Source organism: Acinetobacter sp. YH01003 (assembly GCF_013420525.1).
GTDB classification, from domain to species: Bacteria; Pseudomonadota; Gammaproteobacteria; order Pseudomonadales; family Moraxellaceae; genus Acinetobacter; species Acinetobacter towneri.
Window position 1 is genome coordinate 52,267 of the sequence record NZ_VOXY01000007.1, and the last position, 24,834, is coordinate 77,100.

Annotated in this window: 26 protein-coding genes and 4 tRNA genes; 22 read left to right on the forward strand and 8 right to left on the reverse strand. The window is 42.2% G+C overall.

The genetic code is table 11. The features are described 5' to 3' along the window. The first annotated feature begins 133 nt into the window (after positions 1 to 133). From leuA to FTT70_RS08005, 4 genes are all read left to right on the forward strand, one after another. Complete coding sequence (gene leuA, locus FTT70_RS07990) at positions 134 to 1,831, forward strand: 2-isopropylmalate synthase (RefSeq protein ID WP_131260575.1); 1,698 nt, start codon at positions 134 to 136, stop codon at positions 1,829 to 1,831. A gap of 93 nt (positions 1,832 to 1,924) precedes the next feature. After that, complete coding sequence (locus FTT70_RS07995; protein ID WP_179993961.1) at positions 1,925 to 3,085, forward strand: homoserine O-acetyltransferase; 1,161 nt, start codon at positions 1,925 to 1,927, stop codon at positions 3,083 to 3,085. Further along, the gene (metW, locus tag FTT70_RS08000) at positions 3,085 to 3,678 is read left to right on the forward strand and encodes a methionine biosynthesis protein MetW (RefSeq protein ID WP_004974832.1); all 594 of its coding nucleotides are present in this window, start codon (positions 3,085 to 3,087) and stop codon (positions 3,676 to 3,678) included. The genes FTT70_RS07995 and metW overlap by 1 nt, the downstream gene beginning before the upstream one ends. Beyond that, entirely contained in the window at positions 3,675 to 4,265 is a 591-nt protein-coding gene (locus FTT70_RS08005; RefSeq protein ID WP_096901383.1) for a tetratricopeptide repeat protein, read from the forward strand. Before metW ends, FTT70_RS08005 begins: the two co-directional genes overlap by 4 nt. A gap of 50 nt (positions 4,266 to 4,315) precedes the next feature. Here FTT70_RS08005 and FTT70_RS08010 read toward each other — a convergent pair whose 3' ends face one another. Next, entirely contained in the window at positions 4,316 to 4,561 is a 246-nt protein-coding gene (locus FTT70_RS08010; RefSeq protein WP_225530414.1) for a cytoplasmic protein, read from the reverse strand. Positions 4,562 to 4,691: 130 nt separating this feature from the next. On the opposite strand from FTT70_RS08010, the gene rdgB reads away from it, so the two are divergent. From rdgB to FTT70_RS08035, 5 genes are all read left to right on the forward strand, one after another. Next, a complete protein-coding gene (rdgB, locus tag FTT70_RS08015; RefSeq protein WP_180168490.1) occupies positions 4,692 to 5,318 on the forward strand; it encodes an RdgB/HAM1 family non-canonical purine NTP pyrophosphatase in 627 nt (208 codons plus the stop codon). 169 nt (positions 5,319 to 5,487) lie between these two features. After that, the gene (gene tatA, locus FTT70_RS08020) at positions 5,488 to 5,712 is read left to right on the forward strand and encodes a Sec-independent protein translocase subunit TatA (protein WP_004974820.1); all 225 of its coding nucleotides are present in this window, start codon (positions 5,488 to 5,490) and stop codon (positions 5,710 to 5,712) included. An 18-nt stretch (positions 5,713 to 5,730) separates the two neighbouring features. Then, complete coding sequence (tatB, locus tag FTT70_RS08025; RefSeq protein WP_019836836.1) at positions 5,731 to 6,201, forward strand: Sec-independent protein translocase protein TatB; 471 nt, start codon at positions 5,731 to 5,733, stop codon at positions 6,199 to 6,201. Then, a complete protein-coding gene (tatC, locus tag FTT70_RS08030; RefSeq protein WP_004974811.1) occupies positions 6,198 to 6,983 on the forward strand; it encodes a twin-arginine translocase subunit TatC in 786 nt (261 codons plus the stop codon). The genes tatB and tatC overlap by 4 nt, the downstream gene beginning before the upstream one ends. A 172-nt stretch (positions 6,984 to 7,155) precedes the next feature. Then, complete coding sequence (locus FTT70_RS08035; protein ID WP_131260576.1) at positions 7,156 to 9,471, forward strand: PhoX family phosphatase; 2,316 nt, start codon at positions 7,156 to 7,158, stop codon at positions 9,469 to 9,471. A gap of 40 nt (positions 9,472 to 9,511) precedes the next feature. On the opposite strand, the gene FTT70_RS08040 is transcribed toward FTT70_RS08035, so the two are convergent. After that, a complete protein-coding gene (locus tag FTT70_RS08040) occupies positions 9,512 to 10,294 on the reverse strand; it encodes an NRDE family protein (RefSeq protein WP_004974805.1) in 783 nt (260 codons plus the stop codon). Between the two features lie 93 nt (positions 10,295 to 10,387). Here FTT70_RS08040 and lgt point away from each other — a divergent pair, with 93 nt between their 5' ends. The 7 genes from lgt to msrA all read left to right on the forward strand — a co-directional run bounded on the left by lgt (position 10,388) and on the right by msrA (position 15,568). Further along, the gene (gene lgt, locus FTT70_RS08045; RefSeq protein ID WP_096901379.1) at positions 10,388 to 11,197 is read left to right on the forward strand and encodes a prolipoprotein diacylglyceryl transferase; all 810 of its coding nucleotides are present in this window, start codon (positions 10,388 to 10,390) and stop codon (positions 11,195 to 11,197) included. A 111-nt stretch (positions 11,198 to 11,308) separates the two neighbouring features. Beyond that, positions 11,309 to 11,692, forward strand: a complete 384-nt coding sequence (locus FTT70_RS08050; RefSeq protein WP_180168491.1) for an AzlD domain-containing protein — start codon at positions 11,309 to 11,311, stop codon at positions 11,690 to 11,692. Positions 11,693 to 11,790: 98 nt separating this feature from the next. Further along, positions 11,791 to 12,633: a thymidylate synthase gene (gene thyA / locus FTT70_RS08055; protein WP_004974795.1), complete on the forward strand. Its 843-nt coding sequence runs from the start codon at positions 11,791 to 11,793 to the stop codon at positions 12,631 to 12,633. A gap of 91 nt (positions 12,634 to 12,724) precedes the next feature. Further along, positions 12,725 to 13,237 (forward strand): dihydrofolate reductase, encoded by a 513-nt coding sequence (locus FTT70_RS08060; RefSeq protein WP_004974792.1) that lies wholly within the window; start codon positions 12,725 to 12,727, stop codon positions 13,235 to 13,237. A 70-nt stretch (positions 13,238 to 13,307) separates the two neighbouring features. Beyond that, entirely contained in the window at positions 13,308 to 14,363 is a 1,056-nt protein-coding gene (locus tag FTT70_RS08065; protein WP_004974789.1) for a DUF4105 domain-containing protein, read from the forward strand. 153 nt (positions 14,364 to 14,516) lie between these two features. Beyond that, a complete protein-coding gene (locus tag FTT70_RS08070; protein WP_004974787.1) occupies positions 14,517 to 14,984 on the forward strand; it encodes an META domain-containing protein in 468 nt (155 codons plus the stop codon). A 62-nt stretch (positions 14,985 to 15,046) separates the two neighbouring features. Then, on the forward strand, positions 15,047 to 15,568 hold the full coding sequence (msrA, locus tag FTT70_RS08075) for a peptide-methionine (S)-S-oxide reductase MsrA (protein WP_004974785.1): 522 nt from the start codon (positions 15,047 to 15,049) through the stop codon (positions 15,566 to 15,568). 71 nt (positions 15,569 to 15,639) lie between these two features. Here the strand turns inward: msrA and FTT70_RS08080 are convergent, their stop codons facing one another. From FTT70_RS08080 to FTT70_RS08105, 6 genes are all read right to left on the reverse strand, one after another. After that, positions 15,640 to 16,278 (reverse strand): fumarylacetoacetate hydrolase family protein, encoded by a 639-nt coding sequence (locus FTT70_RS08080; protein ID WP_154320311.1) that lies wholly within the window; start codon positions 16,276 to 16,278, stop codon positions 15,640 to 15,642. A 40-nt stretch (positions 16,279 to 16,318) separates the two neighbouring features. Beyond that, positions 16,319 to 16,816 carry a YcxB family protein gene (locus FTT70_RS08085; RefSeq protein WP_096901373.1) on the reverse strand — a complete coding sequence of 166 codons (498 nt, stop codon included), beginning with the start codon at positions 16,814 to 16,816 and terminating at the stop codon, positions 16,319 to 16,321. Positions 16,817 to 17,009: 193 nt separating this feature from the next. After that, positions 17,010 to 17,086 (reverse strand) — tRNA-Arg (locus tag FTT70_RS08090). 212 nt (positions 17,087 to 17,298) lie between these two features. After that, positions 17,299 to 17,375: transfer RNA gene (locus FTT70_RS08095), tRNA-Arg, on the reverse strand. A gap of 49 nt (positions 17,376 to 17,424) precedes the next feature. After that, a tRNA-Arg gene (locus FTT70_RS08100) sits at positions 17,425 to 17,501 on the reverse strand. Positions 17,502 to 17,516: 15 nt separating this feature from the next. Then, positions 17,517 to 17,606: transfer RNA gene (locus FTT70_RS08105), tRNA-Ser, on the reverse strand. Between the two features lie 264 nt (positions 17,607 to 17,870). On the opposite strand from FTT70_RS08105, the gene rnr reads away from it, so the two are divergent. From rnr to FTT70_RS08135, 6 genes are all read left to right on the forward strand, one after another. Further along, on the forward strand, positions 17,871 to 20,294 hold the full coding sequence (gene rnr / locus FTT70_RS08110) for a ribonuclease R (RefSeq protein ID WP_180168492.1): 2,424 nt from the start codon (positions 17,871 to 17,873) through the stop codon (positions 20,292 to 20,294). 79 nt (positions 20,295 to 20,373) lie between these two features. Then, positions 20,374 to 20,958 carry a hypothetical protein gene (locus FTT70_RS08115; RefSeq protein WP_111885424.1) on the forward strand — a complete coding sequence of 195 codons (585 nt, stop codon included), beginning with the start codon at positions 20,374 to 20,376 and terminating at the stop codon, positions 20,956 to 20,958. Positions 20,959 to 21,032: 74 nt separating this feature from the next. After that, entirely contained in the window at positions 21,033 to 23,072 is a 2,040-nt protein-coding gene (locus tag FTT70_RS08120) for a M3 family metallopeptidase (protein WP_131260579.1), read from the forward strand. Positions 23,073 to 23,112: 40 nt separating this feature from the next. Next, positions 23,113 to 23,322: a YheV family putative zinc ribbon protein gene (locus FTT70_RS08125; RefSeq protein ID WP_171324836.1), complete on the forward strand. Its 210-nt coding sequence runs from the start codon at positions 23,113 to 23,115 to the stop codon at positions 23,320 to 23,322. 21 nt (positions 23,323 to 23,343) lie between these two features. Next, on the forward strand, positions 23,344 to 23,754 hold the full coding sequence (locus FTT70_RS08130; protein WP_004974772.1) for a hypothetical protein: 411 nt from the start codon (positions 23,344 to 23,346) through the stop codon (positions 23,752 to 23,754). Between the two features lie 101 nt (positions 23,755 to 23,855). Next, complete coding sequence (locus FTT70_RS08135; RefSeq protein ID WP_004974770.1) at positions 23,856 to 24,749, forward strand: DMT family transporter; 894 nt, start codon at positions 23,856 to 23,858, stop codon at positions 24,747 to 24,749. Positions 24,750 to 24,834 lie beyond the last annotated feature (85 nt).

Sequence of the window (24,834 nt, forward strand, 5' to 3'; positions counted from 1 at the left end):
AGTGCCATGATTCTACTTTTAGCGATAGCCTCCTGAAAACAGCTTGTAAATTGATAGAATAGACACAATCTATATTTATAGTAAGTTGCCGTTATCCACGCGATGCAACCGCTACTATTCAAGGAGTTTTCACATGATGTTGGCAGATCCAAGCAAAAAATACCGTCGTATGTACCAGCGTGTCGATTTACCAGACCGCCAATGGCCGAATAACGAAATTACCAAAGCGCCAATTTGGATGAGTACCGACCTACGTGACGGTAACCAAGCGATCTTTGAGCCAATGAACATCGAACAAAAATTCAAAATGTTCCAAATGCTTGTGAAAATTGGTTTTAAACACATCGAAATTGGTTTCCCATCGGCATCTCAAGTTGACTTCGATTTCACCCGTAAATTGATTGAAGAAGGTCATATTCCAGATGACGTGTATATTGAAGTCTTGGTACAGGCGCGTGACCACTTAATTCAACGTACTTTTGAATCTTTACAAGGTGCTAAACGTGCGATTGTGCATATTTATAATGCCAACTCACCAACCTTCCGTAACAAAGTCTTGAATGTTGATGTTGAAGGTGCCAAACAATTGGCAATCAATGCAGCAAGCAAAGTAAAAGAATACGCAGCGAAGCAACCTGAAACAGAATGGGTATTCCAGTACAGCCCAGAATGTTTTACTGCAACTGAGTTGGAAGTGGCTAAAGATGTTTGTGATGCCGTGACTGAAATTTGGGAAGCATCGCCAACCAATAAAGTAATTTTAAACTTGCCTGCAACGGTAGAAGTGTCTACACCAAACGTGTATGCCGACCAAGTGGAATGGATGCACCGCAACATTGCGCGTCGTGATGGCGTGATCATTTCAGTACACTGTCACAATGACCGTGGTTGTGGTATTGCCGCATCTGAATTGGCAATCATGGCAGGTGCAGACCGTGTAGAAGGCTGTGTATTTGGTAATGGTGAACGTACCGGTAACGTAGACGTTGCTGCAATTGCCTTGAACATGTACACCCAAGGTGTTGCACCAGAATTGGATTTCTCGAACATCAACGAAATTATTGCCACAGTTGAAGAATGCACAGGTTTGCCAGTGCATCCACGTCATCCGTATGCAGGTGATTTGGTGTTTACTGCATTCTCTGGTTCACACCAAGATGCGATTAAGAAAGGTTTTGAATTCCAGAAAAACGAAGAAATTTGGGATATGCCTTACTTGCCAATCGACCCGAAAGACTTAGGTCGTGACTATGATGCGGTGATTCGTGTCAACTCACAATCGGGTAAAGGCGGGATAGCTTACTTGTTAGAATCGAACTACAACGTGACTTTACCACGTCGTTTACAAATCGAATTCTCACAAATTGTGCAACAACGTACCGATGAGCAAGGCACTGAAATTAGCGCAAGCGAAATCTGGAACTTGTTTAAAGACACTTACGTTGCAGTAAAAGATGCGCACTATGCGACCAAAAACTACAAACTATCTGATGAAAATGGCAATCAAGTCATTGAGTTAGATGTGGTCGTGAACGGCGAAACGCAACGCTTACGCGGTGAAGGCAATGGCCCAATTTCAGCAATTTTGAATGCACTTCAATTACCAATTGATGTCTTGAATTATGAAGAACGCAGCATTAGCTCTGGCGCACATGCAAAAGCGTTGGCATTGATTGAGTTGCAAGTCAAAGGCACAGGTAAATCTGCCTTTGGTGCAGGGGTACATGACAACATCGTGACCTCATCTATTGATGCAATTATTGCCTGCACCAACCGCTTGATTGAACAAGGCGTATTAAGCACAGATCAAGTAGTTGCAGCAGCAGTATAATCTTGCGCTAACATGTAAAAGCATTTTGAAAAGGATACCCCAAGTGGTATCCTTTTATTTATTCATCCTCAGGATTTAAGGCGAATTATTCCCGTGTCTTTTCCAGCTGACTCAGTAGGTATTGTTGTTCCAGAAAAATTCCAATTTGAAGAACCTTTAGAACTCGAATGCGGTCGTGTTCTGCCCCGCTTTGAACTCATGGTCGAAACTTATGGCACGCTCAATGCCGACAAATCCAATGCGATTCTGATCTGTCATGCGTTGTCAGGGCATCATCATGCTGCGGGTTATCATCATGCCGATGATAAAAAAGCAGGTTGGTGGGATGCCTGTATTGGCCCTGGAAAAGCCATTGATACCAGTCGTTTCTTTGTGGTGGCGCTAAACAATATTGGCGGCTGTAACGGTTCTACTGGCCCCACATCGCCTAACCCTGAAAATGACAACCGTCCTTATGGCCCAGATTTTCCATTGGTCACTGTGCGCGATTGGGTCAAAACCCAAGCCATGCTGTCTGACCGTTTAGGGATTGAAGTCTGGTATTCAATTATTGGCGGCTCTTTGGGTGGCATGCAGGCTTTGCAATGGTCGGTAGATTATCCTGACCGTCTGAAAAAATGCGTGATTATTGCCAGTGCACCAAAACTGTCTGCACAAAATATTGCCTTTAACGAAGTCGCGCGTCAGTCAATTTTATCTGACCCAGACTTTCATCATGGTCGTTATTTAGAACATGACAGCTATCCAAAACGTGGGTTGATTTTGGCACGCATGGTTGGACATATCACCTATTTGTCTGAAGAGGCCATGAAACAGAAATTTGGCCGTGACTTAAAATCAGGCAAATTTATGTATGGTTTTGATGTCGAATTTCAGGTCGAAAGCTATTTACGCTATCAAGGCGAGCAATTTAGCCGTAACTTCGATGCCAATACCTATTTAATTATGACCAAGGCACTGGATTATTTTGATCCTGCACGTGAATATGAACAGTCCTTGCAACAAGCCATGGCCAATACCAAGTGCAAGTTTTTAGTGGTGTCATTCACCACCGACTGGCGTTTTAGCCCTGCCCGTTCGCAGGAAATTGTAGATGCTTTAATCAGCAATCATAAGCCTGTCAGCTATTTAGATATTGATGCCGAACAAGGACACGACTCCTTCTTGTTCCCAATTCCACTGTATGTAAAAGCCATGCGTGCATTCTTGGGTGGTACAGAACATCTTCAAGCAACCCCACAGGAGGCCGTGTAATGCGTCTTGATCAGCAACTTGCCGAAAAGTGGATTAAACCGAATTCTAAAGTACTCGATTTAGGTTGTGGCGATGGCGAACTGTTGGCTCACATGAGCAAACAGCACAATATTCGTGCCTACGGATTAGAAATTGATCAAGAAAAGATTGCAATTGCGATCAGTCGCGGGTTAAATATCATCCAACAAGACTTGAATTTGGGGCTAAGCCGTTTTGCTGACCAGTCTTTTGACTATGTGGTCATGGCACAAGCCTTGCAAGCAGTAGATGCACCTGACGTATTATTAAGAGATATGGTACGTGTGGGTAAACAGGCAATTATCACCTTTCCAAACTTTGCGCATTGGAAGACTCGTTCTTTTCTTGCCTTAAAAGGAAAAATGCCTGTTTCAGATGCATTACCTTATATGTGGTACAACACCCCAAATATTCATTTATGTACGTTTCGTGATTTTGAGGCACTTTGTGCTGAAAATAATATTCGCATCATTAACCGACTTGCCGTGAATGGGAATCAACAAGATAGTTTACTCAGTAAGCATCTGCCTAATTTGTTTGGTGAAGTCGCAATTTATCGAGTGAGCGCTCTATGAAAAAACTATTATTAAGCACCACGCTATTGGTTGGACTGTTGAGCATTCAAGCCCATGCAGATTATGTTTCACCGTCATCTTCTGTAGCGAGCCAAGCGGCTCGATATTCAACCATGGATATTAACGGCTTGATTAAAGCAGCCAAAGCAGGTCAGGCAGGCGCACAATTTTACTTAGCGACAAAATATCAACAAGGTAAAGACGTTCAACAAGACAGCCGTCAAGCGTTTGCTTGGTACAAAGCTGCGGCAGATCAAGGTTTATCGGCTGCGCAATTAAATGTAGGTCGTATGTTGGCAGATGGTATTGGCACGAAAAAAGACGAAGTCTTAGCACGTCAATATTTTGAAAAGGCGGCTAGCCGTGGTGATAACCGTGCCAGCTTTAACCTTGCCATGATGGAAGAACAAAAGAAAAACTATATGGGTGCGTATCAGTGGTATGAGTTATCTACCCGTGATGGCATGCTCGACAATAAAGTAATTTCTTTGTCTGAAGGTAAGAAAACCGCTTTGGCAGCTAACTTAACTCAAGAACAAATTCGTCAAGCACGTGACCGCGCAGACCAATGGATTCAAGCGCAATAAATTTAACTACGTTTGAAGTGATCTCAAAGCACCTTCGGGTGCTTTTTGTTTTATCCGAAATAAACTGCCTGCATGGCCTGTAGCAGTTCAGGACTGAATTCTTCTACTGCAGCAGAACCTAATACCGCATCTATACCACAATGCGGACAAATTGCGGTTTGCTCATCATCACACCAATCTTCAATTTCGCTATAAGCAAAAGTTTCCAGACAGTAAAAACAGCCAGAACGCTCACTTTGCTGCAATAATGTACGGTGCTGACTCGAATAACGGTAGATCTCTGAAATTTTGCTCATCATGATTCCCCTATTTTTTTATATCTCAGCATAATTGGTATGTATTAAAACAAATCTATCTAAGATTAAACTTTTAAGTCTGCAAAATCCGTTAAAATATCCAAGATTATTTTGAATTAAGATCTGAATTATGGCTGCAACTGATTGGCGTGCTCAAGGTACTTTGGTTTTAGCAAGCAATAACAAGGGAAAAATTGCAGAATTTGAAACCCTGTTTGCGCAATTAGACTTGCCTGTGCAAGTGATTCCGCAAGGTCAACTAAATATTGAAGATGCTGTTGAAGATGGTTTGAGCTTTGTTGAAAATGCCATTTTAAAAGCACGCCATGCCGCAAAAATTTCAGGAAAGCCTGCCATTGCAGATGACTCTGGTTTATGTGTGCCTATTTTAGGCGGCGCACCGGGGATTTATTCTGCACGTTTTGCAGGCGAACATGGCAATGATGCAGCCAACAATGAAAAACTTTTGAATAAACTCAAACCACTACGTCAAGACGGCGCAGCAATTGAAGGTATGTTTGTTTGTGTTTTGGCTTTGGTTGAACATGCCGATGATCCATTACCACAAATTTTCCAAGGTATTTGGAAAGGCGAGATTTTAGCAGAAGCTCGTGGTGAAAATGGTTTTGGCTATGACCCGCTCTTTTTGTTGCCTGAATTGGGAGTGTCGAGCGCAGAAATGTCGAAAGCAGAAAAGAATAAAATCAGTCACCGTGGTCAGGCGATGCAACTGTTTAAAGCAAGTTTACAAGCTTAGATTTAACAGATGTGATTGATCTTACAGCCCGTTTTCAAACACGGGCTGTTTTATTTTCAAGCTTTACAAATCAGGTCAAACATCCCTTGTCGTCAAATCGCAACACATTCGTCACCGCATTGTCATACAGACCTGTTGAGATAGGCTCAACTATTGAGAGGTCTAAATCATGGCAGGATTATCTATTTGGCACGTGCTGATTTTTGCAATTGTGGTCATTTTATTATTTGGTACATCTAAGCTTAAAAACTTAGGTAAAGATGTAGGTGGCGCGGTCAAAGATTTTAAAAAATCAATAAAAGATGATGAGGCAGAAGCGGCGCAACTGAAAGAACCTCGTACGATTGAACATCAAGCCAATAGCAGTGATGTAAATTCGACTGTAAAGCATTAAGGCTGAGGGTTTGAGATTATGCTCAATATTGGAATGACGGAACTGCTGATTTTCGGCATCATTGCATTATTGGTGCTGGGTCCTGAAAAACTCCCTGAAGCAGCGCGTTTTGTCGGCAAGTGGTACGCTAAAATTAAACGTATGGTCAGTAATGTTCAAAATGACATTGACCGCGAATTGCGTTTATCTGAATTACGCGAGCAAATGCAGCAAGAAATGGCGCGTATTCAGGAACTTGAAGCAAAGATGCAAGCACAAATGCATGAAATGCAGCAAGAAAAAATATTTGAAGATACAACTGCAAAAAGCACACATTCCCCGCATGCCGTATCAAAAAATACCTTACAACAGCATCATTACACCTTGGTTTTAAATACTGAAAAAACCTCTGCGGTGTTACTCCCTAAAACTAAAATGACATCACATTCAAATTTATCTGCGCTACAACATACTACAGCGCCCTATACTGAAATGAAGGTTGCAGTATGAGCCAATCAAACGCTTCTGAGCTTTCACATTTGCCTGTGAAGGCAGAGCAAGCCGCATTAGAAGAAATGCCAATTACCAAGCACTTGATGGTGCTGCGTAATCATCTTTTTAAAATTGTAGGGCTTATTCTTGCCTTATTCTTCTGTTTATTGCCCTTTGCCAATAAAACTTATCAAGTATTGTCGGAACCATTACGTGCACAGTTGCCACATACATCAACCATGATTGCGACTGATGTTACCGCAACCTTTATGGCGCCGTTTAAACTAAACTTTTTTGTCGCGCTGTTCATTGCGATGCCATTTATTTTGTATCAGATTTGGGCATTCGTAAAACCAGCGTTATATGAAAAAGAAAAAAGTTTGGCGCTGCCTTTGCTGATCGGCAGTATTTGCTTGTTCTATATCGGAATTAGCTTTGCTTACTTTGTCGCCTTGCCATCCATTCTGCACTTTTTCATTAGCGTTTCCCCTGAAACAGTCGCCCCGATGACCGACATTAATAGCTATCTTACGTTTTGTTTGAAGCTGTTTTTGGTTTTTGGTTTTACCTTTGAGATTCCAATTGTCACACTTTTGCTGATTATGATTGGTGTCGTGTCTACGCAAACTTTGGTTGAAAAACGTCGCTTTATTATTGTTGGCTGTTTTTTTGTGGCCATGTTTGTCACACCGCCAGACGCTTTATCGATGATCATGCTTGCCATTCCGATGTGGATGCTGTTTGAAATTGGTTTGTTTTTTGGCAAATTAATTGAGAAGCGCCGAGTCAGTCACAGCTAATCTAAAATATTGAATTTTAAAAAGAAGCACATGGTTGCTTCTTTTTTTGTGCGTGTAGATCACAACTGAACGGATTTAATCAGTTTGACACATAAGCTTAACCCGCATGTCATGTTTAGCCACTAATTTACATATAACTTTCAAACGACTAAGCAATTTGCTAGGAAAAAAAATGACTGATTTTATGCCTTACAATGAAGATCAAGAGTTAGATAATAACACTTCAGACAATACGCACTTTCGTGACATTCTAGAACAACGCATGAGCCGTCGCAGTTTAATTAAAAAAACTGCAAGCGGTGCAGCAGCTTTAGCTTTAGCTTCTTCTTTATCTGCATGTAGTGATGATGATGAAGATACAAATGTAACACCACCAACAAGTAAAGAAGAACCCAATACCAAGCCTGAAACATTAACATTTAAAGCTGTAGATAAAAATTTAAATGATATTGTTACTGTTCCTGAAGGTTACCAAGCAACTGTATTATATGCTTTAGGTGACTCAATCAATCCTTCTTATAGCAATTGGAATGCAGATGCAGATGTTCCATCTGGCCCAAGTTTCCAATTCCGCTCTGGTGACTGTCACGATGGCATGAGCTATTTTGGCTTAAGTACTAAAACTGGTCGTTATGATGAAAATGCATCAGATCATGGCTTATTGGTTTTGAACCACGAATATATCAACCAAACCTTCTTACATCCAAAAGGCGCAACTAAAAAGGATGGACGTCGCCCAGAAGATGAAGTGATTCGTGAAGTAAATGCACACGGTGTTTCAGTCGTTCATATTAAGAAAAATGCTGAAACTCAAGCTGTAGAGATTGTGAAGTCATCACCATTTAACCGTCGTATTACAGCTTCGACTGTCATGGATTTTGCAGGGCCTGTAGCTGGTTCTCCATTACTGCACACAGCATTCTCTCCCGCTGGTCGTCAAACTCGAGGCACACAAAATAACTGTGGTAATGGTTATACACCATGGGGCACTTATTTAACTGCTGAAGAAAATTTTATTGGTTATTTCCAACGCTCAGGTACAGACCAATACTCAGCCCGTAGTGAAGCTGAAAAAATAGCACTTAAACGCTATGGCTTAGGCTTAGAGATCTCTTATCAAACTGAAAAAAATGCAGACGGTAGTGTTAAACGTGATGCGAAAAACAACATCATTTATATTTTAGATGCTGATGGTAAAAAAATTCCAGAACGCGATGAGCAAGATCGCATCGTGTATTTGAATAAATCTTCACGCTATGGTTGGGAAACAGCAGAAGCTGGTTTTGAATCTCAAGACATGTATGATCGTTGGGCTGCTAACGTAACCAAAGAGTCTGCAACTCAAGACTATCGTAATGCGCCAAATACATTTGGCTGGATTGTAGAAATTGATCCATTCGATAGCCGCTCAAACCCAGTAAAACGTACTGCATTAGGTCGTTTTGCTCACGAAGACTGTCGCGCCAGCCGCGCAATTGAAGGGCAAAAATTTGCATTCTATATGGGCGATGACTCGCGCGGTGAGTACATCTACAAATTTGTATCAGATGCAACATGGGATCCTAAAGATGTGAATGGTGGCTATCGAGCTGGCGACAAATATATGAATTCAGGGAAATTCTATGTCGCTAAATTTAATGCATCAGGCACAGGAGAGTGGATTGAACTGGCTTATGGTAAAAATGGCTTAACCGAAACAAACGCTATTTACCCATTTAGCTCACAAGCGGATGTCCTTACTTTTGCTCGTCTTGCAGCAGATGCTGTAGGAGCTACAAAAATGGATCGTCCAGAATGGGTTGCTGTAAACCCTGAAAATGGTGAAGTGTACGTGACTTTAACCAATAACTCGAACCGTGGTTCAAGCTATGCAACAGATCCTGCAAACCCACGTAACTACACCGATCCTGAAGGTGGTAAAGGTAACGTCAATGGTCATATTATCCGCTTTAAAGAAGAGAATACTGCAGCAACATCATTTGAATGGGATATCTATCTATTTGGTGCTGAAGCAAGTATGGATCCGACAATTAACCTTTCTAATTTAAGCGATGCAAACGACTTCTCAAGTCCAGATGGTATGTGGTTTGACCCACGTGGTGTTCTTTGGATTCAAACAGATGATGGCGCATATACAGATGTTACAAACTGTATGATGTTAGCAGCACTACCTGGTCAAGTTGGTGATGGCGGTGTTGTAAAAACTGTTGGTGATCAAAGTACAATTGCTGGTGCTCAAGTCACCGATAAAAACTTACGTCGCTTCCTTGTTGGGCCAAAAGAATGTGAAATTACAGGTGTAACCATGACACCTGACTACAAAGCAATCTTTATTAACGTTCAGCACCCAGGTGAAGATTCAAAGAGTTTTGATGCGCCAAGCAGCCATTGGCCTGCAACACAAACTGACATGAACAATAAAACTGCACGTCCTCGTTCAGCAACGGTTGTCATCACCCGTAAAGACGGCAAAGCAATTGCTGGATAACATCCATAAATTAAAAATGCCGACATCACGTCGGCATTTTTTATGCCTCAATGTTCAACTGTTGCTGCACAATATCTCCCTTTTGCTCACCATATTGTGTTTTTTCCAGCCATGTAAATTGCTGCGCCTGCATACGTAAAAAATTGGAACAACGTGTACCGTAAAGTGGACTTTGAATAAAAGTCGATGACAACAACGCTTCCATCTCCAATGAAATCCCTGTTTGCGGTAACAATTCAGATGCAACTTTGCGTTCATCTTGCAAAATATCCCACGCCGCAGCATTTAGCTCTGCCGTTGCAAGATCAGGCAATTGCAGCATCGGTAAAAACTCCTGCGTAAAGCGTTTGCGTAAGCGTGCAGTTTTCTCCCAAGGGTCACTCATCAATCCATTCGACACCACATAAACGCCTTTAGCTAAAACCTGCGGCGCTTCTCCACGGTTACTCATGTACACCGCTTGAGTGGTGTCACCCACAAATAAATTAAAACCTGCATATTCACATTGCTGTTTTTCTAAGGCTTGCGCAAAACGGATAGGCGTTTGCTCAGATTCTAAAAAAGCCTGAATAATATGCCCACGTGAAGTTGGATATTCACGAACATCATTCGCATCACGATAATTGGTAATCACAGCCCAGCGTCCCGATGGGGTAATGCCCATCCACGTACCGCCCGATTCTAAATCTTGCCCTGCAACAATTGGACTATCAGACCATGCTGCCAGTGCTGCTGTCGGACGCCGATAGAACTCATCTCGATTTGAAATCAAACACAGTGGTGTGTCTGTCAAGACCTGCCAAGCCAATGCCACAATACACATAATTTAAACTCTTGATCTTTACACATTGAATGTACAACATTTTTCATCACATTCAGCTAAAATCTGTGCAAAACAGAATCACAAGGAACAGGAATGCTCACCTATCCAAATATTGACCCCGTTGCTATTTCGCTCGGGCCTTTACAAGTCCATTGGTATGGCTTGATGTATTTACTGGCATTTTTATTTGCATGGGGTTTGGCAACTTACCGTGCCAAACAACGTGGCTGGACACCAGACATGGTTTCCGACCTGATTTTTTACGGCGCTTTGGGCGTGGTGATTGGTGGACGTGTCGGTTATGTGTTTTTCTACGGCTTTGAACAATTTTTGGAAAATCCACTGTGGTTATTCCAAGTCTGGACAGGCGGCATGAGTTTCCATGGTGGCTTTCTGGGCGTGATTTTAGCCATGCTGTTCTGGTGTAAAAAATACAAAATGACGTGGTTTCAAACTTTGGATTTTATTGCCCCATGTGTACCTACAGGTCTAATGTTTGGTCGTATTGGTAACTTTATTGGTGGTGAATTATATGGTCGCCCTGTGACCGATCCGAATTTTGCTTTGGGGATGATTTTCCCGACCGATCCTTTACAATTGGTACGTCATCCATCGCAATTGTATCAAGCCTTATGTGAAGGTCTAATCCTGTTTATTGTACTGTGGTGGTTTAGTTCAAAGCCACGTCCACGCATGGCAGTGTCTGCCCTATTCCTGATTGGTTATGGTTTGGCGCGCTTTGTTGTCGAATTTTTCCGCGAACCCGATCATGGTCAGCTCTTTATTGCATGGATGAGTAAGGGACAATTCCTGAGCTTACCAATGATTTTGGTCGGTTTCTGGATGATGTGGTATGCCTATCAAAAGAAAATTTATGATTGGGGGCCGCAAAAAAACAGCTAAGCTACTACCCATTTAAATGCAGGTTTCATCCATTCAGGCGAAGTCAATCTTCGCCTTTTTTATGCTACAGTGCTATCTATTACTTACACTTTTCAGACATCAATATCTCACATGCTTGAATTTTGGTTTAACCCACAGGTTGCGGTCACAAAGAAAATTGCCCTGCTGATGGTGATCGCGCTGGTCACTGCAGCGGTATACTTCTTAGAACCCTTAAAGCTCGATGCGATTTTAATGTTTCTGGCCACAGGTATTGTTTTTTTAATTTGTCGTTACTGCAAAATTCATTTTACTGCACAACATCCCACAGGTTGGTTGGCACGACTATTGACTTGGATTCCACTGGCGTTGTTACTCGCAATAATTTTCATGCAGATTCAACACGGTGAAATTTTACTGTCGGGCGCTCAAGGCATTGGCTTTACCGCTTTGGCTATTTGCCTGTTTTCGCCGTTGGCTTTACTGCATCAACATCACACTTCCGACACACAATAAAGTCACAACTTTAAAAACTCTGCTATTATTCTTTCTGATTTACTGGGCATCGAATTGCCCAAACAAAAAATATTTCTTTTGCTTGACCAGAGAACGCTATGCGCCAGTATTTAGACCTACTCCAACATATTCTTGACCATGGTGGCGACAAAGGTGACCGTACCGGAACAGGCACACGTTCAGTGTTTGGGCACCAAATGCGTTTTAACCTTGCACAAGGTTTTCCACTGCTGACTACCAAAAAAGTACATTTCCGTTCTATCGTAATTGAGCTGTTATGGTTTTTAAAAGGCGATACCAACGTCAAATATCTACAAGAACATAAAGTCAGTATTTGGGATGAATGGTCTACCGCAGAACAAACCGCGCGCTTTGGTCGTCCTGAAGGTGAACTTGGCCCAGTGTACGGACATCAATGGCGTAATTTTGGTGCAACACAAAAAGCCGATGGTCTGTATGAGCAAGATGGTTTTGACCAAATTGCATGGTTAATCAATGAAATTAAAACCAATCCAAATTCACGTCGTTTAATCGTGTCAGGCTGGAACCCGAAAGAAGCAGGTCAAGTTGCTTTACCGCCTTGCCATACTTTATTCCAGTTTTTTGTGCACAACGGCAAACTCTCATGCCAGCTATATCAACGCAGTGCCGATGTGTTTTTAGGCGTGCCTTTTAATATTGCCAGCTATGCTTTACTAACCCACATGATCGCGCAAGTCTGTGATTTAGAAGTCGGAGATTTTGTCTGGACAGGTGGCGATACGCATTTATATGCCAACCACTTTGAACAGGCACAGTTACAGCTAAGCCGTGAACCACTGGCGTTATGTCAGTTAAAACTCAATCCTGAAATCAAAGATATTTTCGATTTTAAATTTGAAGATATTGAAATTGTAGGCTATGAGTCACATCCTGCAATTAAAGCACCTGTCGCTGTTTAATTGCCTGTTGCTAGATTTATCATCTCAACATTTAAATTGCCCCAACGTCCCCAAAAGATGCTTGGCAGACTAAGAAAATACGAGCCTAATTATGTCATTTCAAAATTTAGAAGTTGTACACGTAGTCGCTATGGATCAACAACGCTGCATTGGTCAGGGTAACCAATTGCCGTGGCATATTTCGGCAGACTTAAAACACTTCAAAGAAATCACCCAAGGTGGCGTGGTGATTATGGGACGCAAAACCTTGGAGTCGATGGGACGCACCCTGCCTAAACGTGTCAATTGGGTGATTACCCGCGACCCAAACTGGGCATTTGAAGGCACAAAAGTGGCGCATAGCATTGAAGATGCCTTGCAACAAGCCGTTGCCGATGTTCAAGCCTCAGAAAAACCAAACACTTTATTTATTATTGGTGGTGGTGAAATTTTTAGCCAAACTATGCCGATTGCTGACCGTTTGGAACTGACACATATTGAACTAGATGTTCAGGGAGATGCGCATTATCCTGCCATTCCTGCCGAGTTTAAAAAAGTGGCCTCAGAACAGCATGTCGATGAAAAATCAGGGATTGCCTTTGAGTTTGCCCGCTATCAAAAATAATGCTGACAGCCTTGGCAATATTTGATTATGATGACTTAAACGGAATTTAACTTTGCCTCAGGAATGGCGGATGCTGCATTTCATCTTCAGTTTAGGTGTCGTTCTTTCTTCTATTTGGCTCAGTATGGCCTTGTGGATTCATCAGCCTTTGGGTTGGTTAATGAGCCGTGTGCTGATTGGGACTTGGCTAGCCTTCACCCTCAGCATTTTGGGCATTTATATCACTCAGCATTTGCTCAGTCGCAATCAGGATATTTTGGTTTATCTTTTGGGTTTTACCTTGGGGCTGTTTTGGTATTTTGGGATGGATGCCAAGCAAGACCGTGACTGGAACCCTGAAGTAGCCCGTATGCTGCATTATGAACAAGTACAAGATCAGGTCACGCTGCACAATGTCCGCAATTTTGACTGGCATGCCGATGGTCGCTATACCGAACGTTGGGAAACCCGCCAATTTAACCTGAAACAGATTACGGGGGTGAATATCATCACCTCTTACTGGATGGGGCCAAAAATTGCGCATACCTTAGTCAGTTTTGACTTTGCCGATCAAGCGCCACTCACCTTTTCCATTGAAATTCGCAAAGAAAAACACGAAGAGTTTTCTGCGATTGGTGGCTTCTTTCGGCAATATGAACTCAGCCTTGTCGCTGCCGATGAAAAAGATATCATCTACACCCGCAGCAATATTCGGGGTGAGCAAGTTTATTTTTTCCCGATCCAGCTCAATCCACAAGAAGCACAAGCACTGTTTCAGGAATATCTGCATAAAGCCGATGCTTTAGCCGCCAAAGCGCGTTGGTATAATACGTTGACCAGTAATTGCACCACGCTGCTGTTTGACATGATTCAGGCAGTATCTCAAAAACGTTTCCCTGCCGACTATCGTCTGTTTGCTTCGGGTTATTTACCCAATTATTTATATGATTTGCATGCGCTGGATCATCGTTGGGATATGCAAACTTGGTATCAACGTGCCCACATTAACCCACGTGTGGAAAACTTAAAAGATATCCACAGCCAAGACTTTTCCGCGCTCATTCGACAAGGCGTGCAGCTCGATTCTTCAGCAAACATCAGCACGCCTTATTCGCATCCGACTTATCAGAACAAAGTGCTGCCCTGACCTATTTTGGTCATTTTGCGCAGATACAATCAATTCAGAGAAAAAACCACACCATATCTTGGAAAAAGTTGCAGCAAACATACAAATTCAACTAGAGCCACGGCGCATAATTTGTTTAGATAGCAACAATTTCAAAAAATTAGAGATCATTCCATGCTAAAAAAATACTTCGGGATCACCTTATTGGGTGCAATGATTGCTTTATCAGGATGTGAAACTATGCCAACTCAAACGAGTGCAAGCCAAATTAGCGCAATCAATCAAGCCAACTTAGTACAACGTACATGGACTGCTACGCAATTGGGCAACAGCATGTTAAAAACAGAAGCAAACCGCCAAAACTTGCCATATTTAAACTTTGATGCCGCCACACAAACAGTCACAGGTTCAGATAGTTGTAACCGACTCAGCGGTAGTTATGTCGCAGGACGTGACACCCTACAATTGGGGCAATTGGCAACCACGCGAATGGCTTGCTTAAATAACAACAACTTAGATCAGAAATTTCATGAAGCCCTAAATAAAGTGACGCATTATCAGGTCTATGGTAAAACCCTGAAATTGCTAGATCGCCATGGAAATTTACTGATTCAATTTGAAACACCAACGGCTGCACGTTAACGGCTAAGCCTAATAATAGACAGGCTTAAAATGGTTTATTCATAAAATATAAGGACAAAATCATGCAACAAGCATTGTTTGGTGGCGGATGTTTCTGGTGTGTCGAAGCCGTATTTTTACAACTGCAAGGCGTAGAAAAAGTCACCAGCGGTTATGCAGGTGGACATACCTTAAACCCAAGCTATGAAGATATTTGCCGTGGCGACAGCGGACATGCAGAAGTCATTTTGATTGATTTTGATGAGCAGCAGATCAGCTATTCACAATTACTTGAGGTGTTTTTTGCCACACACGACCCAACCACATTAAACCGTCAGGGCAATGATGTCGGCACACAATACCGCTCTGTGATTTATTATTTAGATGCTACACAGCAACAAGCTGCCGCCGAGATGATTGCAGCCTTACAAGCTGAAGGTGTGAATGTTGTGACTGAACTCAGTGCAGCACCTGAATTTTACCCTGCAGAAGACTATCATCAGAATTTCTTTGCCAAAAATCCAAATCAGGGCTACTGCAATTTTTCCATTCCACCGAAACTGAATAAATTACGCAGTAAATTTCAGCATTTACTGAAAGTATAACCATTGGATTTAAAAGCAAGTACAAAACGGTGATACTCATCTTTTGATGACATCACCGTTTACACCACTATTTATTTTACAAAAGTCGTCCAGACAAATGCCTGAGTACGTCCTTGTAAGGTCATCTTCAACTGATCGCCCGACTGTAATGCTGCCACCCCTGCAGGTGTACCAGTCATTACCACATCACCAGGTTCTAAACTAAATACTTGGCTAATATCTGCCAACAATGCCGCAATATCAAAAATCAATAAACTGGTATCGCCTTGCTGACGTAATTCATCATTAATGTCCAAACGATATTGCACGTTTTTCCAGTCCTGAATTTCCGATACATCCACCCAATCTGCCAACACACAAGAACCGTCAAACGCTTTGGCTCGTTCCCACGGCTGTCCTTTTTTCTTAAGTTCATCCTGCAATTCACGCAAAGTTAAATCCAAGCCCAAAGTCACTGCACTTACAGCATCCAATACTTTGGCAGGATCTGTGTCTGCATTTAAAGGCTGGTCAATGCGTAAACTCAATTCACATTCATAGTGACAATTGCCCCAGACCTTATTCCACGTAATCCCATCACTTAAACTGCGTAAACTGCTTGGCGGTTTAATAAATAACACAGGATGATCAGGTACAGCATTACCTAATTCTTTGGCATGGTCTGCATAACTGCGACCGACACAGACAATTTTAGATGGACGTGTACTCATGATCATCCTCGAATAACTCGTAAATTGGGAAAATTAGAACTTACTTTTTAAAAGTATTTTCAAAAACCGTTTGTTCTGCAGGCAGATTAAATGCACGTTTCGGTACAATCACCACTGTACGATTTTTTAATTCCAGCATATAGGTGAGTTTACCCACAGCGAAATTTTGCACCTCGTTATAATGAAATACCTGTTTACGACCATTGGCATACAGCTCGGCATAGTCCTGAAATAAATCAATGCCTTGCTCGCTTTTACCAAATTGGTATTTTACAAACTGACGTTTAAACATCATTGGCAAGAACCAATAACGCATTAAAGTTTGCAAAATTAAAAAGAAAGCACCGAGTGCAACATAATAGCGACCTACCCCATCGAAGCCCAAATAAAAGCCCCAAGCAATAATCGCCACACTAATCAACGGTGTAATAAAACGGGTAAATTGTTTTTTACCAAAAGTCGCAAGGGCAAAGCCGTCTTGAGATTCTTCTAAATTTAAAAAATAGCGCAAAGACAATGCTGGCTGCGTGTCAGACATAAGCTCATCATCAAGTCATTCAAATTGAGCTAAATCTTACACTAGATTGAGCACTTTCCTTATTTTTTTCGTGTTTATTCGCTCAAAGCCAGACGTAAAACAATGGTCATGCTTTTGACACAGAAATTTCATCATTTTTAGATAGTGTAGATGCAAAAAAACCGCATCAAAAGTGCGGTTTTTTATTTCAAGTTGGTGCGCTCAGAGAGATTCGAACTCCCGACCCCTTAGTTCGTAGCCAAGTGCTCTATCCAGCTGAGCTATGAGCGCGACGACTTGATGGGGTGCATTATACGTGTTTTTTTCTGGCTGTTAAGTATTAATTCATCATTTTGCAATCAAATGCACAGATATTGGACGATTCAAAAGAATTTTAACGTAAAACCATGAGTACGCTATTCTTTTTAATAAACTGATTATTGTTTGAGTTTACTAAATTTCAGGCACAAAAAAACCGCATTTAAGCGGTTGATTGTTCAAGTTGGTGCGCTCAGAGAGATTCGAACTCCCGACCCCTTAGTTCGTAGCCAAGTGCTCTATCCAGCTGAGCTATGAGCGCATTACTTGTGTGCCAATTTAGGCGATACGTTACTGTTCGGTTTACTTATTGGTGCGCTCAGAGAGATTCGAACTCCCGACCCCTTAGTTCGTAGCCAAGTGCTCTATCCAGCTGAGCTATGAGCGCGACATAAGTAAAGCGTGGCGGTGAGAGAGGGATTCGAACCCTCGATACAGTTACCCGTATGCGTCCTTAGCAGGGACGTGGTTTCAGCCACTCACCCATCTCACCGTAACGTGCCGCCATAATACAAATTAAGTGCTAGCACTGCAAGCTTCGATACCACAATTTTTGCATATTTTTGCTCAATTAAATATTTTTTAAACAATTTTCAGGATTCATCGCCACAATTGTGCCTGAACTTTTGGCAATCGCTGCACAAAAACTAGAAACATCGTAAAATAACGACAGAAAACACATTATTGCAATCATTTACGTGCAGTCTTTCCGTACATGACTTATGCTAAACCTATCTTCTGACATGAAGTTTATTCCATGATGAAAAATTGGGTCGATCCTGAAGCGAAAGCTGAAGCCGAACGCTACGAAAATCCTATTCCAAGCCGTACCTTAATCTTAGAAACCATTGAAACCTTGCAGGCAGCACAGTCACATGCAGACTTGGTAGAGCATTTTGCGATTGCCGATCAAAAAAGTATTGATGCCCTGAGCCATCGTTTAATTGCCATGGTGCGTGATGGTCAGCTCATGAAAGATGGATTCAAGTTCCAGCTGGCTGCAGAACAACCGACTCATGACGCCACGGTTTACATCAACAGTAAAGGTTTAGGCACAGCCAATATTGCAGGTCATGAAGATATTTTATTGCCTGAACGCGAACTACGTTTGGTGTTTAATGGCGATCAAGTCAAAGTCCGCCAGACATCGGTAGATCGTAAAGGCAAGGCATGGGGGTTTATTACCGAAGTCACCCAGCGTCGTGTCAAACAAATCATTGGTAAATTGTCAGAATACGATGGTGAATATTTTATTCAGCCTGCCCAGCCAAATAGCCATCAACCCATTACCCTTGAAAAAGAATTAATTGAACATGCCCAAGTTAAATTGGGCGATTCTGTGCGCATTGCGATTGACGACTATCCAACCCGCGAAGAATTTGCCACAGGACATATTATTCAGTCGATGGCAGACAAAGCCGAAACTGAAATTATTATTCCGCAAACCATTTTAGAATTTGGTCTGCCGTATGAATTTCCTGAAGATGTCATTCAAGAAGCCGAAAGCTTTCAAGAACCGACAGCCCAAGACCGTGAAGGACGTGTTGATTTACGCGATTTAGCCTTAGTGACTATTGATGGTGAAGATGCCCGCGACTTTGACGATGCAGTATATGCAGAAAAACGTCCAGGCGGTGGTTACCGTGTCGTGGTCGCAATTGCCGATGTCAGCCATTACGTCCGCACAGGCAAACCGTTGGATGATGAAGCTCAGGAACGTGGGACTTCAGTCTATTTCCCGCATTTTGTATTGCCGATGTTGCCTGAAGCTTTATCGAATGGCTTATGTTCGCTGAATCCGCAGGTTGACCGTTTGTGTATGGTCTGCGATTTAAAACTGTCACGCGCAGGTCGGGTCACAGGTTTTGAATTTTATCCATCGGTCATGCATTCCAAAGCACGTTTAACCTATACTCAAGTGGCACAATATTTTGAGGGTGATAGTGCGGCAATTCCAGAAGATCGGGAGGTGTGCAAATCATTAAATACTCTGTTCCAACTGTATCAAGTGCTGAAAGGTTTACGTGCTGAACGTCATGCCATGGAGTTTGAAACCGTTGAAACCTACATGACCTTTGATGAGTTAGGTGGAATTAAAGAAATTTTGCCGCGCAGCCGTAACGATGCGCATAAACTGATTGAAGAATGTATGTTACTCGCCAACGTCGCAGCAGCAGAATATGCACTCAAACATGATGTGCCGATGCTGTACCGTGTGCATGAACCGCCAGAGTTTTCACGTATTCAAAAAGTCCATGATTTTGTCAAATTACTTGGGCTACATTTTCCAGAACAACCCACTCAGGCCGACTATCAAGCGGTGATTGAAGCCACTAAAGATCGTATTGATGCACCAAGTATTCACGCGGTGTTATTACGCTCAATGATGCAAGCCTATTATGGCGCCAATAATTCAGGTCACTATGGTTTAGCTTACGATGCCTACACGCATTTCACTTCACCAATCCGTCGCTACCCTGACCTATTGTTGCATCGTGCCATTAAAGCGCATTTAAAACAAAAACCATCACCACTTTCGGGCGCAGCTTTAGATGATGCAGGCGAACATTATTCTGCAACTGAACGTCGTGCCGATGAAGCCTCACGCTCTGTCACCACATGGCTAAAATGCCACTATATGCAGCAGCATTTGGGTGAAGAATTTGTGGGCGTAATTTCTGCAGTAGCCGAATTTGGTTTATTTGTTACTCTCAAAGACCTTTATGTCGATGGCATGATTCATGTCAGCCAGTTGGGCGATGACTTCTTTGTATTTGACCAAGCCAGCCAAAGTCTAATTGGACAAGCACGTGGTCAAAGCTTTAGCTTGGGCGATGAAGTTAAAATTAAAGTCGCGGCTGTCAATTTAGAAGATCGCAAAATTGATTTTGAGCTCATGCAGCAACTCACCCATGCAGGTCGTGCTATTCGTATGCGCGCACCGCGCGTGGCAAAACCGTTCAGCCGTGAAGCCACTGAAGAAGTTTTTTCTGAGCGTCCAAGCAAGGCGACTTTAAGTGAAAACGGTGAGCAACCTGTGCCGAAGAAAAAGCCAAAAAGCAAACCGAGCTCTTACGGTAAAAAAACCTCAGCGAAGTCGGAAGCTAAACCGAAAGACAAAGCCAAAAAAAAGACCAAGGTGAAAAAGAAAAAATCCAATGCCAAAGCAAAGGGTGAGTAAATTTTACTAAATAAAAAAGAGTGCTACGGCGCTCTTTTTCATTTAATATATCTCTATAAAAATAAACCACTTAAAAATCATGACATCACAGAAAATTACTAAATACTATTACCATGAATATGTAATATGCTTAGTCTTTGTACTTAGTATTTCAGCACTGATTGCTCTCTTTTTTATAGACTTCACCCCAACAAATCAAGTCAAAATCACAGCCTTCATTGTTGCAACGTTGATTTATTTGGCTGTTTTGATCTACTTTTATGTTCTGCATAGATACGGACAATGGATCATTCCACGTACATGGACAAATGTACAAAAAAAGCCAAAATTCTATTTTTTACTCCTCTTCCCTATTTTTGTAATTCTGTTTCTTTACTTAAATCTAGTTGTCTATCCTCCTCTGCTTCATACCCTAGTTTTGGGTACACCTACTGTGGTGACATTGGAAGCAAGCGCTGTTAAAAAACATGGTAAAAAAGGAAGTGTCTACTATTCTATTGAAACACCGTATGACTCTACTGGTATGTTTCGAATCAATGTAGATGAATATGAACACTACAAAAATCAAAATCTATTCATAAAATTATCGGTCATTGAGGGGCGCTTTGGCACCTACATCCAAGATATTCAATCTATCCACGGTGAAACAAGAGCGAATAAATAGCACCCAAGGCTTGATTTATCCTTCTAGAAGCCTTACTTCTACAAATAACACAGGAAATAAATCGGCAGACCGACATGACATTAGAAAAGGCAACTTTGCCTGTTCCACAATTTGATCAAATTACCCTGGCAGATTTAAAACAAAAAATTGAGCATGCCATTCAGCAGGGACAAAACTTTTTAAATAATCTGACTGCAGTACCTGAAAATACGACGGCGCAATTAAATGTTTTAGAACAGATTGATCAGCTCGAAAATAACATGAGCGAAGCATGGGGCGTGCTGTCACATTTAAATGCGGTCATGAATAATCCTGAAACCCGCGAAGTGTATCAAGCGCTGTTACCAAGTTTAAGCGACTACTACACTCAATTGGGTCAGCACACGGTGTTGTATCAAAGCTATCAACATATTCACGACGCCAACACCTTTAAAGATTTGCCTGCTGCACAACAAAGCGCAATTCAACTGGCATTGCGCGACTTTAAACTGTCAGGTGTGGCCTTAGAAGGTGAAGCTAAAAAACGCTATGCTGAAATTTCAGCGCGTTTATCGCAACTGTCATCAGACTTTTCCAATCATGTATTGGATGCCACCCAAGCCTATTACAAAGTATTGTCCGAAGATCAGCTCAAAGGTTTACCGCCAAGCAGCGTTGAATTGCTGAAACAATATGGTCAGCAACGCGAATTGGAACAAGCTGTGGCAACACTGGATATTCCTGCCTATTTAGCCATTATGACCTATGCCGATGATCGTGCTTTGCGCGAAACCTTGTATCAGGCATACACTACTCGCGCGTCCGATCAATCAGCCCAGTCTGAATTTGACAACACCCCGATCATGGAAGAAATCTTGCGTTTACGTCAAGAAATGGCGCAATTGCTCGGTTTTAACAACTATGCAGAATTATCCCTTGCCAGCAAAATGGCACCAAGTGTCGAAGCAGTCGATCAATTCCTGCGTGAACTGGCAGAACATGCTCGTGCACCTGCAGAACAAGAAATTGCCGAACTCAAAGCCATTGCCGCCCAAGATGGGATTGATACCTTACAACCGTGGGATACAGGCTACTATTCTGAAAAATTAAAATTACAGCAATTTAACCTTTCACAAGAAATGTTAAAACCATATTTCCCTGCACCGAAAGTGGTTGAAGGTCTATTTAGCATCGTCAAGCGTTTATACGATGTCGATATTATTGAGCGCGCTGCCCCTGTTTGGCATCCTGATGCACGTTATTTTGAACTTGAAGATCAAGGTCAAGTGATTGGTGGTTTTTACTTTGATCTATATGCCCGTACAGGCAAACGCGGCGGCGCATGGATGAGTGGTTTCCGTTCACGCATGCAATTGGCACAAGGTTTACAAAAACCAATTTGCTATATGGTGTGTAACTTTACCCCACCTGTTGCAGACCAACCCGCGCTTTTAACGCATGATGAAGTCATCACCCTATTCCATGAATTTGGACATGGCTTACATCACATGCTAACTGAAGTAGATAATATTGCTGTGGCAGGTACACATGGTGTCGCTTGGGATGCGGTGGAATTACCAAGCCAATTCATGGAATTTTGGACTTGGGATCAAGATAGTTTAGATATGCTGAGTGCGCATATTGAAACCCAAGACACCCTGCCAGAACACCTGCTTAAAGCACTGTTAGATGCACGTTTCTTCCAGTCGGGAATGCAGAGCCTGCGCCAAATTGAATTTGCCCTGTTCGATTTAAGTATTCATCGCAGCAACCCTGCTTTAAATGCGGAACAGATTCAAGCCATGCTAGATGATATTCGTCAAAACTATGCCGTTGCGCCAACTACAGCTTACAACCGCTTCCAGCACAGCTTCAGCCATATTTTCGCAGGCGGCTATGCTGCAGGATATTATTCATACAAATGGGCAGAGGTTTTGGCCAGCGATGCCTTTGATCGCTTTGAAAATGAAGGGCTATTTAACACCGAAACTGGCAAGCAGTTTAGACAGTTTATTCTAGCAGTTGGCGGAAAAGATTCAGCGCTTGACGCATTTATCAATTTCCGCGGACGCGAGCCAAAAATAGACGCACTATTACGTCATCAAGGTTGGACGAACATAGTCAAAAACGCTTAAACTAAGAACTTTAGATGAAGTTAGGGGAGTCGTGATGACCATTAAACGTCGTTTCATTGCAGGCGCAAAATGTCCGAAATGTCAGGCGATGGATCGGGTTGTCATGCTCACCGCTGACGAAGCTGAATGGATCGAATGTATCGAGTGTGATTATACGGAAAACCGTCCAACACATATTGATGAACCTGAAATCCCAGAGGTTTCAGATGAAATTGGGGTGATCCAGTTTAAGCCGCGTCAGTCAAAGTAAAACAATAAGGTTCAACAACGCATGACTGAAGATCAACGACATAACCCTAAGCTTTTATGGGCGATTACGGGTGGGTTAATTATTGTCATTATTGCCGTATTTATCTTTCAATGGATGGGCGATAGCGACAATACTGCGCCTATAGAAACTGCCCCAACTACGGCGTCTGTAGCGAAAGCTGTACCTGCTGAAGCAACGCCATTGCAAGAAGATGAAGCAGCACCAAAACAGTTGGTCACAGAAGATTTACTCAAAGCACCTATATCTGAGAATGCAGCGCTTGCCAAAGAAGAAGTGGCTAAATTAGATGACATTCAAAATCAGCTGAATGATCAACGTGCCTTATTAAAACAGCAACATAACGATGCTGATGAATTGATTAAACTGAAAGAAGAACAAATCAAAATACTGGAAGCCCAACTGGCACAGTAAGCCTCCTCTGCTTCACATCAGTCATTTTAAAATACGATAAAGGGTCAGTGTTGTAGCCAATTTAAGCTAGAATAGCCAGAGGTTATTCTGGCTTTATTTGTATGACATCTTCTGGTTCTGCCCAACAAAATTTGCTCAAAGCAATTATGCTGTTGACCTGCTCTGCCTTTCTGTTTTCACTCATGGGAGTGTGCGTTCGTTACGCATCAGAAACGGTAGATAATGCCACAGTGGTATTTTTCCGTAATTTCATTGGTTTGTTTATTTTTATCCCGCTCATTTTCAATAAAGGCTTGGGCTTTTTTAAAACTGAAAAGTTATGGATGCACACTTGGCGTTCGGTAGTCGGATTAACCGCCATGTATGGTTTTTTCTACGCGATTGCCAATCTAAAACTGTCCAATGCGATGGTCTTCACCTATTCATCGCCTATTTTTATTCCCCTAATTGCATGGCTATTCCTTAAAGAAAAAATCACCAAACCAATGCTATGGGCTGCGTTCATTGGTTTATTTGGCGTGTTATTTGTCGCCAAACCCGATGCAGGTATGTTTAATAGCATGTCCGCAATTGGACTCAGTGCCAGTTTTTTAGCAGCGATGGCTTTTGTCACGGTACGCGCCCTGACTCAAACCGAACCGCCTGAACGCATTGTGTTTTATTTTTGCATGATTGGGACACTCATTTCTGTTGTACCGATGTTCTGGTCATGGCGTCCTTACAACTTAAAAGAATTGAGTTTTTTAATTGGTGCAGGATTGCTGGCCAATATCAGTCAGATCTTTATGTCCAATGCCTACCGTCTTGCCCCTGCTGGGCAAATTGGCCCTGTCAATTACATTGCGATTATTTTTGCAGGGATTTGGGGCTTTAGCTTTTGGCATGAAACGCCAGACTTATTTAGTTTAATTGGCTTTGCCCTAATTTTGCTTGCCATTATTTTGTGCAGTCCACTGTTACAAAAACACCTGAATCATCACTCCCCGCATTCATAATGCTGCTTTGTATTCCCTGCATATCAACCTATTAAAAAAACACCCCGTAGTGAACCACAGGGTGTTTTTAAATAATAAGATGACA

Bases quoted from the DNA above. Each gene is read 5' to 3' on its own strand.
- FTT70_RS08060 (WP_004974792.1), top strand. From the start codon at position 12,725: ATGTCATTTCAAAATTTAGAAGTTGTACACGTAGTCGCTATGGATCAA.
- tatA (WP_004974820.1), top strand. From the start codon at position 5,488: ATGGCAGGATTATCTATTTGGCACGTGCTGATTTTTGCAATTGTGGTC.
- FTT70_RS08050 (WP_180168491.1), top strand. From the start codon at position 11,309: ATGCTTGAATTTTGGTTTAACCCACAGGTTGCGGTCACAAAGAAAATT.
- tatC (WP_004974811.1), top strand. From the start codon at position 6,198: ATGAGCCAATCAAACGCTTCTGAGCTTTCACATTTGCCTGTGAAGGCA.
- FTT70_RS08070 (WP_004974787.1), top strand. From the start codon at position 14,517: ATGCTAAAAAAATACTTCGGGATCACCTTATTGGGTGCAATGATTGCT.
- metW (WP_004974832.1), top strand. From the start codon at position 3,085: ATGCGTCTTGATCAGCAACTTGCCGAAAAGTGGATTAAACCGAATTCT.
- FTT70_RS08065 (WP_004974789.1), top strand. From the start codon at position 13,308: ATGCTGCATTTCATCTTCAGTTTAGGTGTCGTTCTTTCTTCTATTTGG.
- FTT70_RS08120 (WP_131260579.1), top strand. From the start codon at position 21,033: ATGACATTAGAAAAGGCAACTTTGCCTGTTCCACAATTTGATCAAATT.
- leuA (WP_131260575.1), top strand. From the start codon at position 134: ATGATGTTGGCAGATCCAAGCAAAAAATACCGTCGTATGTACCAGCGT.
- lgt (WP_096901379.1), top strand. From the start codon at position 10,388: ATGCTCACCTATCCAAATATTGACCCCGTTGCTATTTCGCTCGGGCCT.
- FTT70_RS08010 (WP_225530414.1), bottom strand. From the start codon at position 4,561: ATGAGCAAAATTTCAGAGATCTACCGTTATTCGAGTCAGCACCGTACA.
- FTT70_RS08135 (WP_004974770.1), top strand. From the start codon at position 23,856: ATGACATCTTCTGGTTCTGCCCAACAAAATTTGCTCAAAGCAATTATG.
- FTT70_RS08080 (WP_154320311.1), bottom strand. From the start codon at position 16,278: ATGAGTACACGTCCATCTAAAATTGTCTGTGTCGGTCGCAGTTATGCA.
- FTT70_RS08115 (WP_111885424.1), top strand. From the start codon at position 20,374: ATGACATCACAGAAAATTACTAAATACTATTACCATGAATATGTAATA.
- tatB (WP_019836836.1), top strand. From the start codon at position 5,731: ATGCTCAATATTGGAATGACGGAACTGCTGATTTTCGGCATCATTGCA.
- FTT70_RS08005 (WP_096901383.1), top strand. From the start codon at position 3,675: ATGAAAAAACTATTATTAAGCACCACGCTATTGGTTGGACTGTTGAGC.
- FTT70_RS08040 (WP_004974805.1), bottom strand. From the start codon at position 10,294: ATGTGTATTGTGGCATTGGCTTGGCAGGTCTTGACAGACACACCACTG.
- thyA (WP_004974795.1), top strand. From the start codon at position 11,791: ATGCGCCAGTATTTAGACCTACTCCAACATATTCTTGACCATGGTGGC.
- FTT70_RS08085 (WP_096901373.1), bottom strand. From the start codon at position 16,816: ATGTCTGACACGCAGCCAGCATTGTCTTTGCGCTATTTTTTAAATTTA.
- FTT70_RS08130 (WP_004974772.1), top strand. From the start codon at position 23,344: ATGACTGAAGATCAACGACATAACCCTAAGCTTTTATGGGCGATTACG.
- FTT70_RS08035 (WP_131260576.1), top strand. From the start codon at position 7,156: ATGACTGATTTTATGCCTTACAATGAAGATCAAGAGTTAGATAATAAC.
- msrA (WP_004974785.1), top strand. From the start codon at position 15,047: ATGCAACAAGCATTGTTTGGTGGCGGATGTTTCTGGTGTGTCGAAGCC.
- rdgB (WP_180168490.1), top strand. From the start codon at position 4,692: ATGGCTGCAACTGATTGGCGTGCTCAAGGTACTTTGGTTTTAGCAAGC.
- rnr (WP_180168492.1), top strand. From the start codon at position 17,871: ATGATGAAAAATTGGGTCGATCCTGAAGCGAAAGCTGAAGCCGAACGC.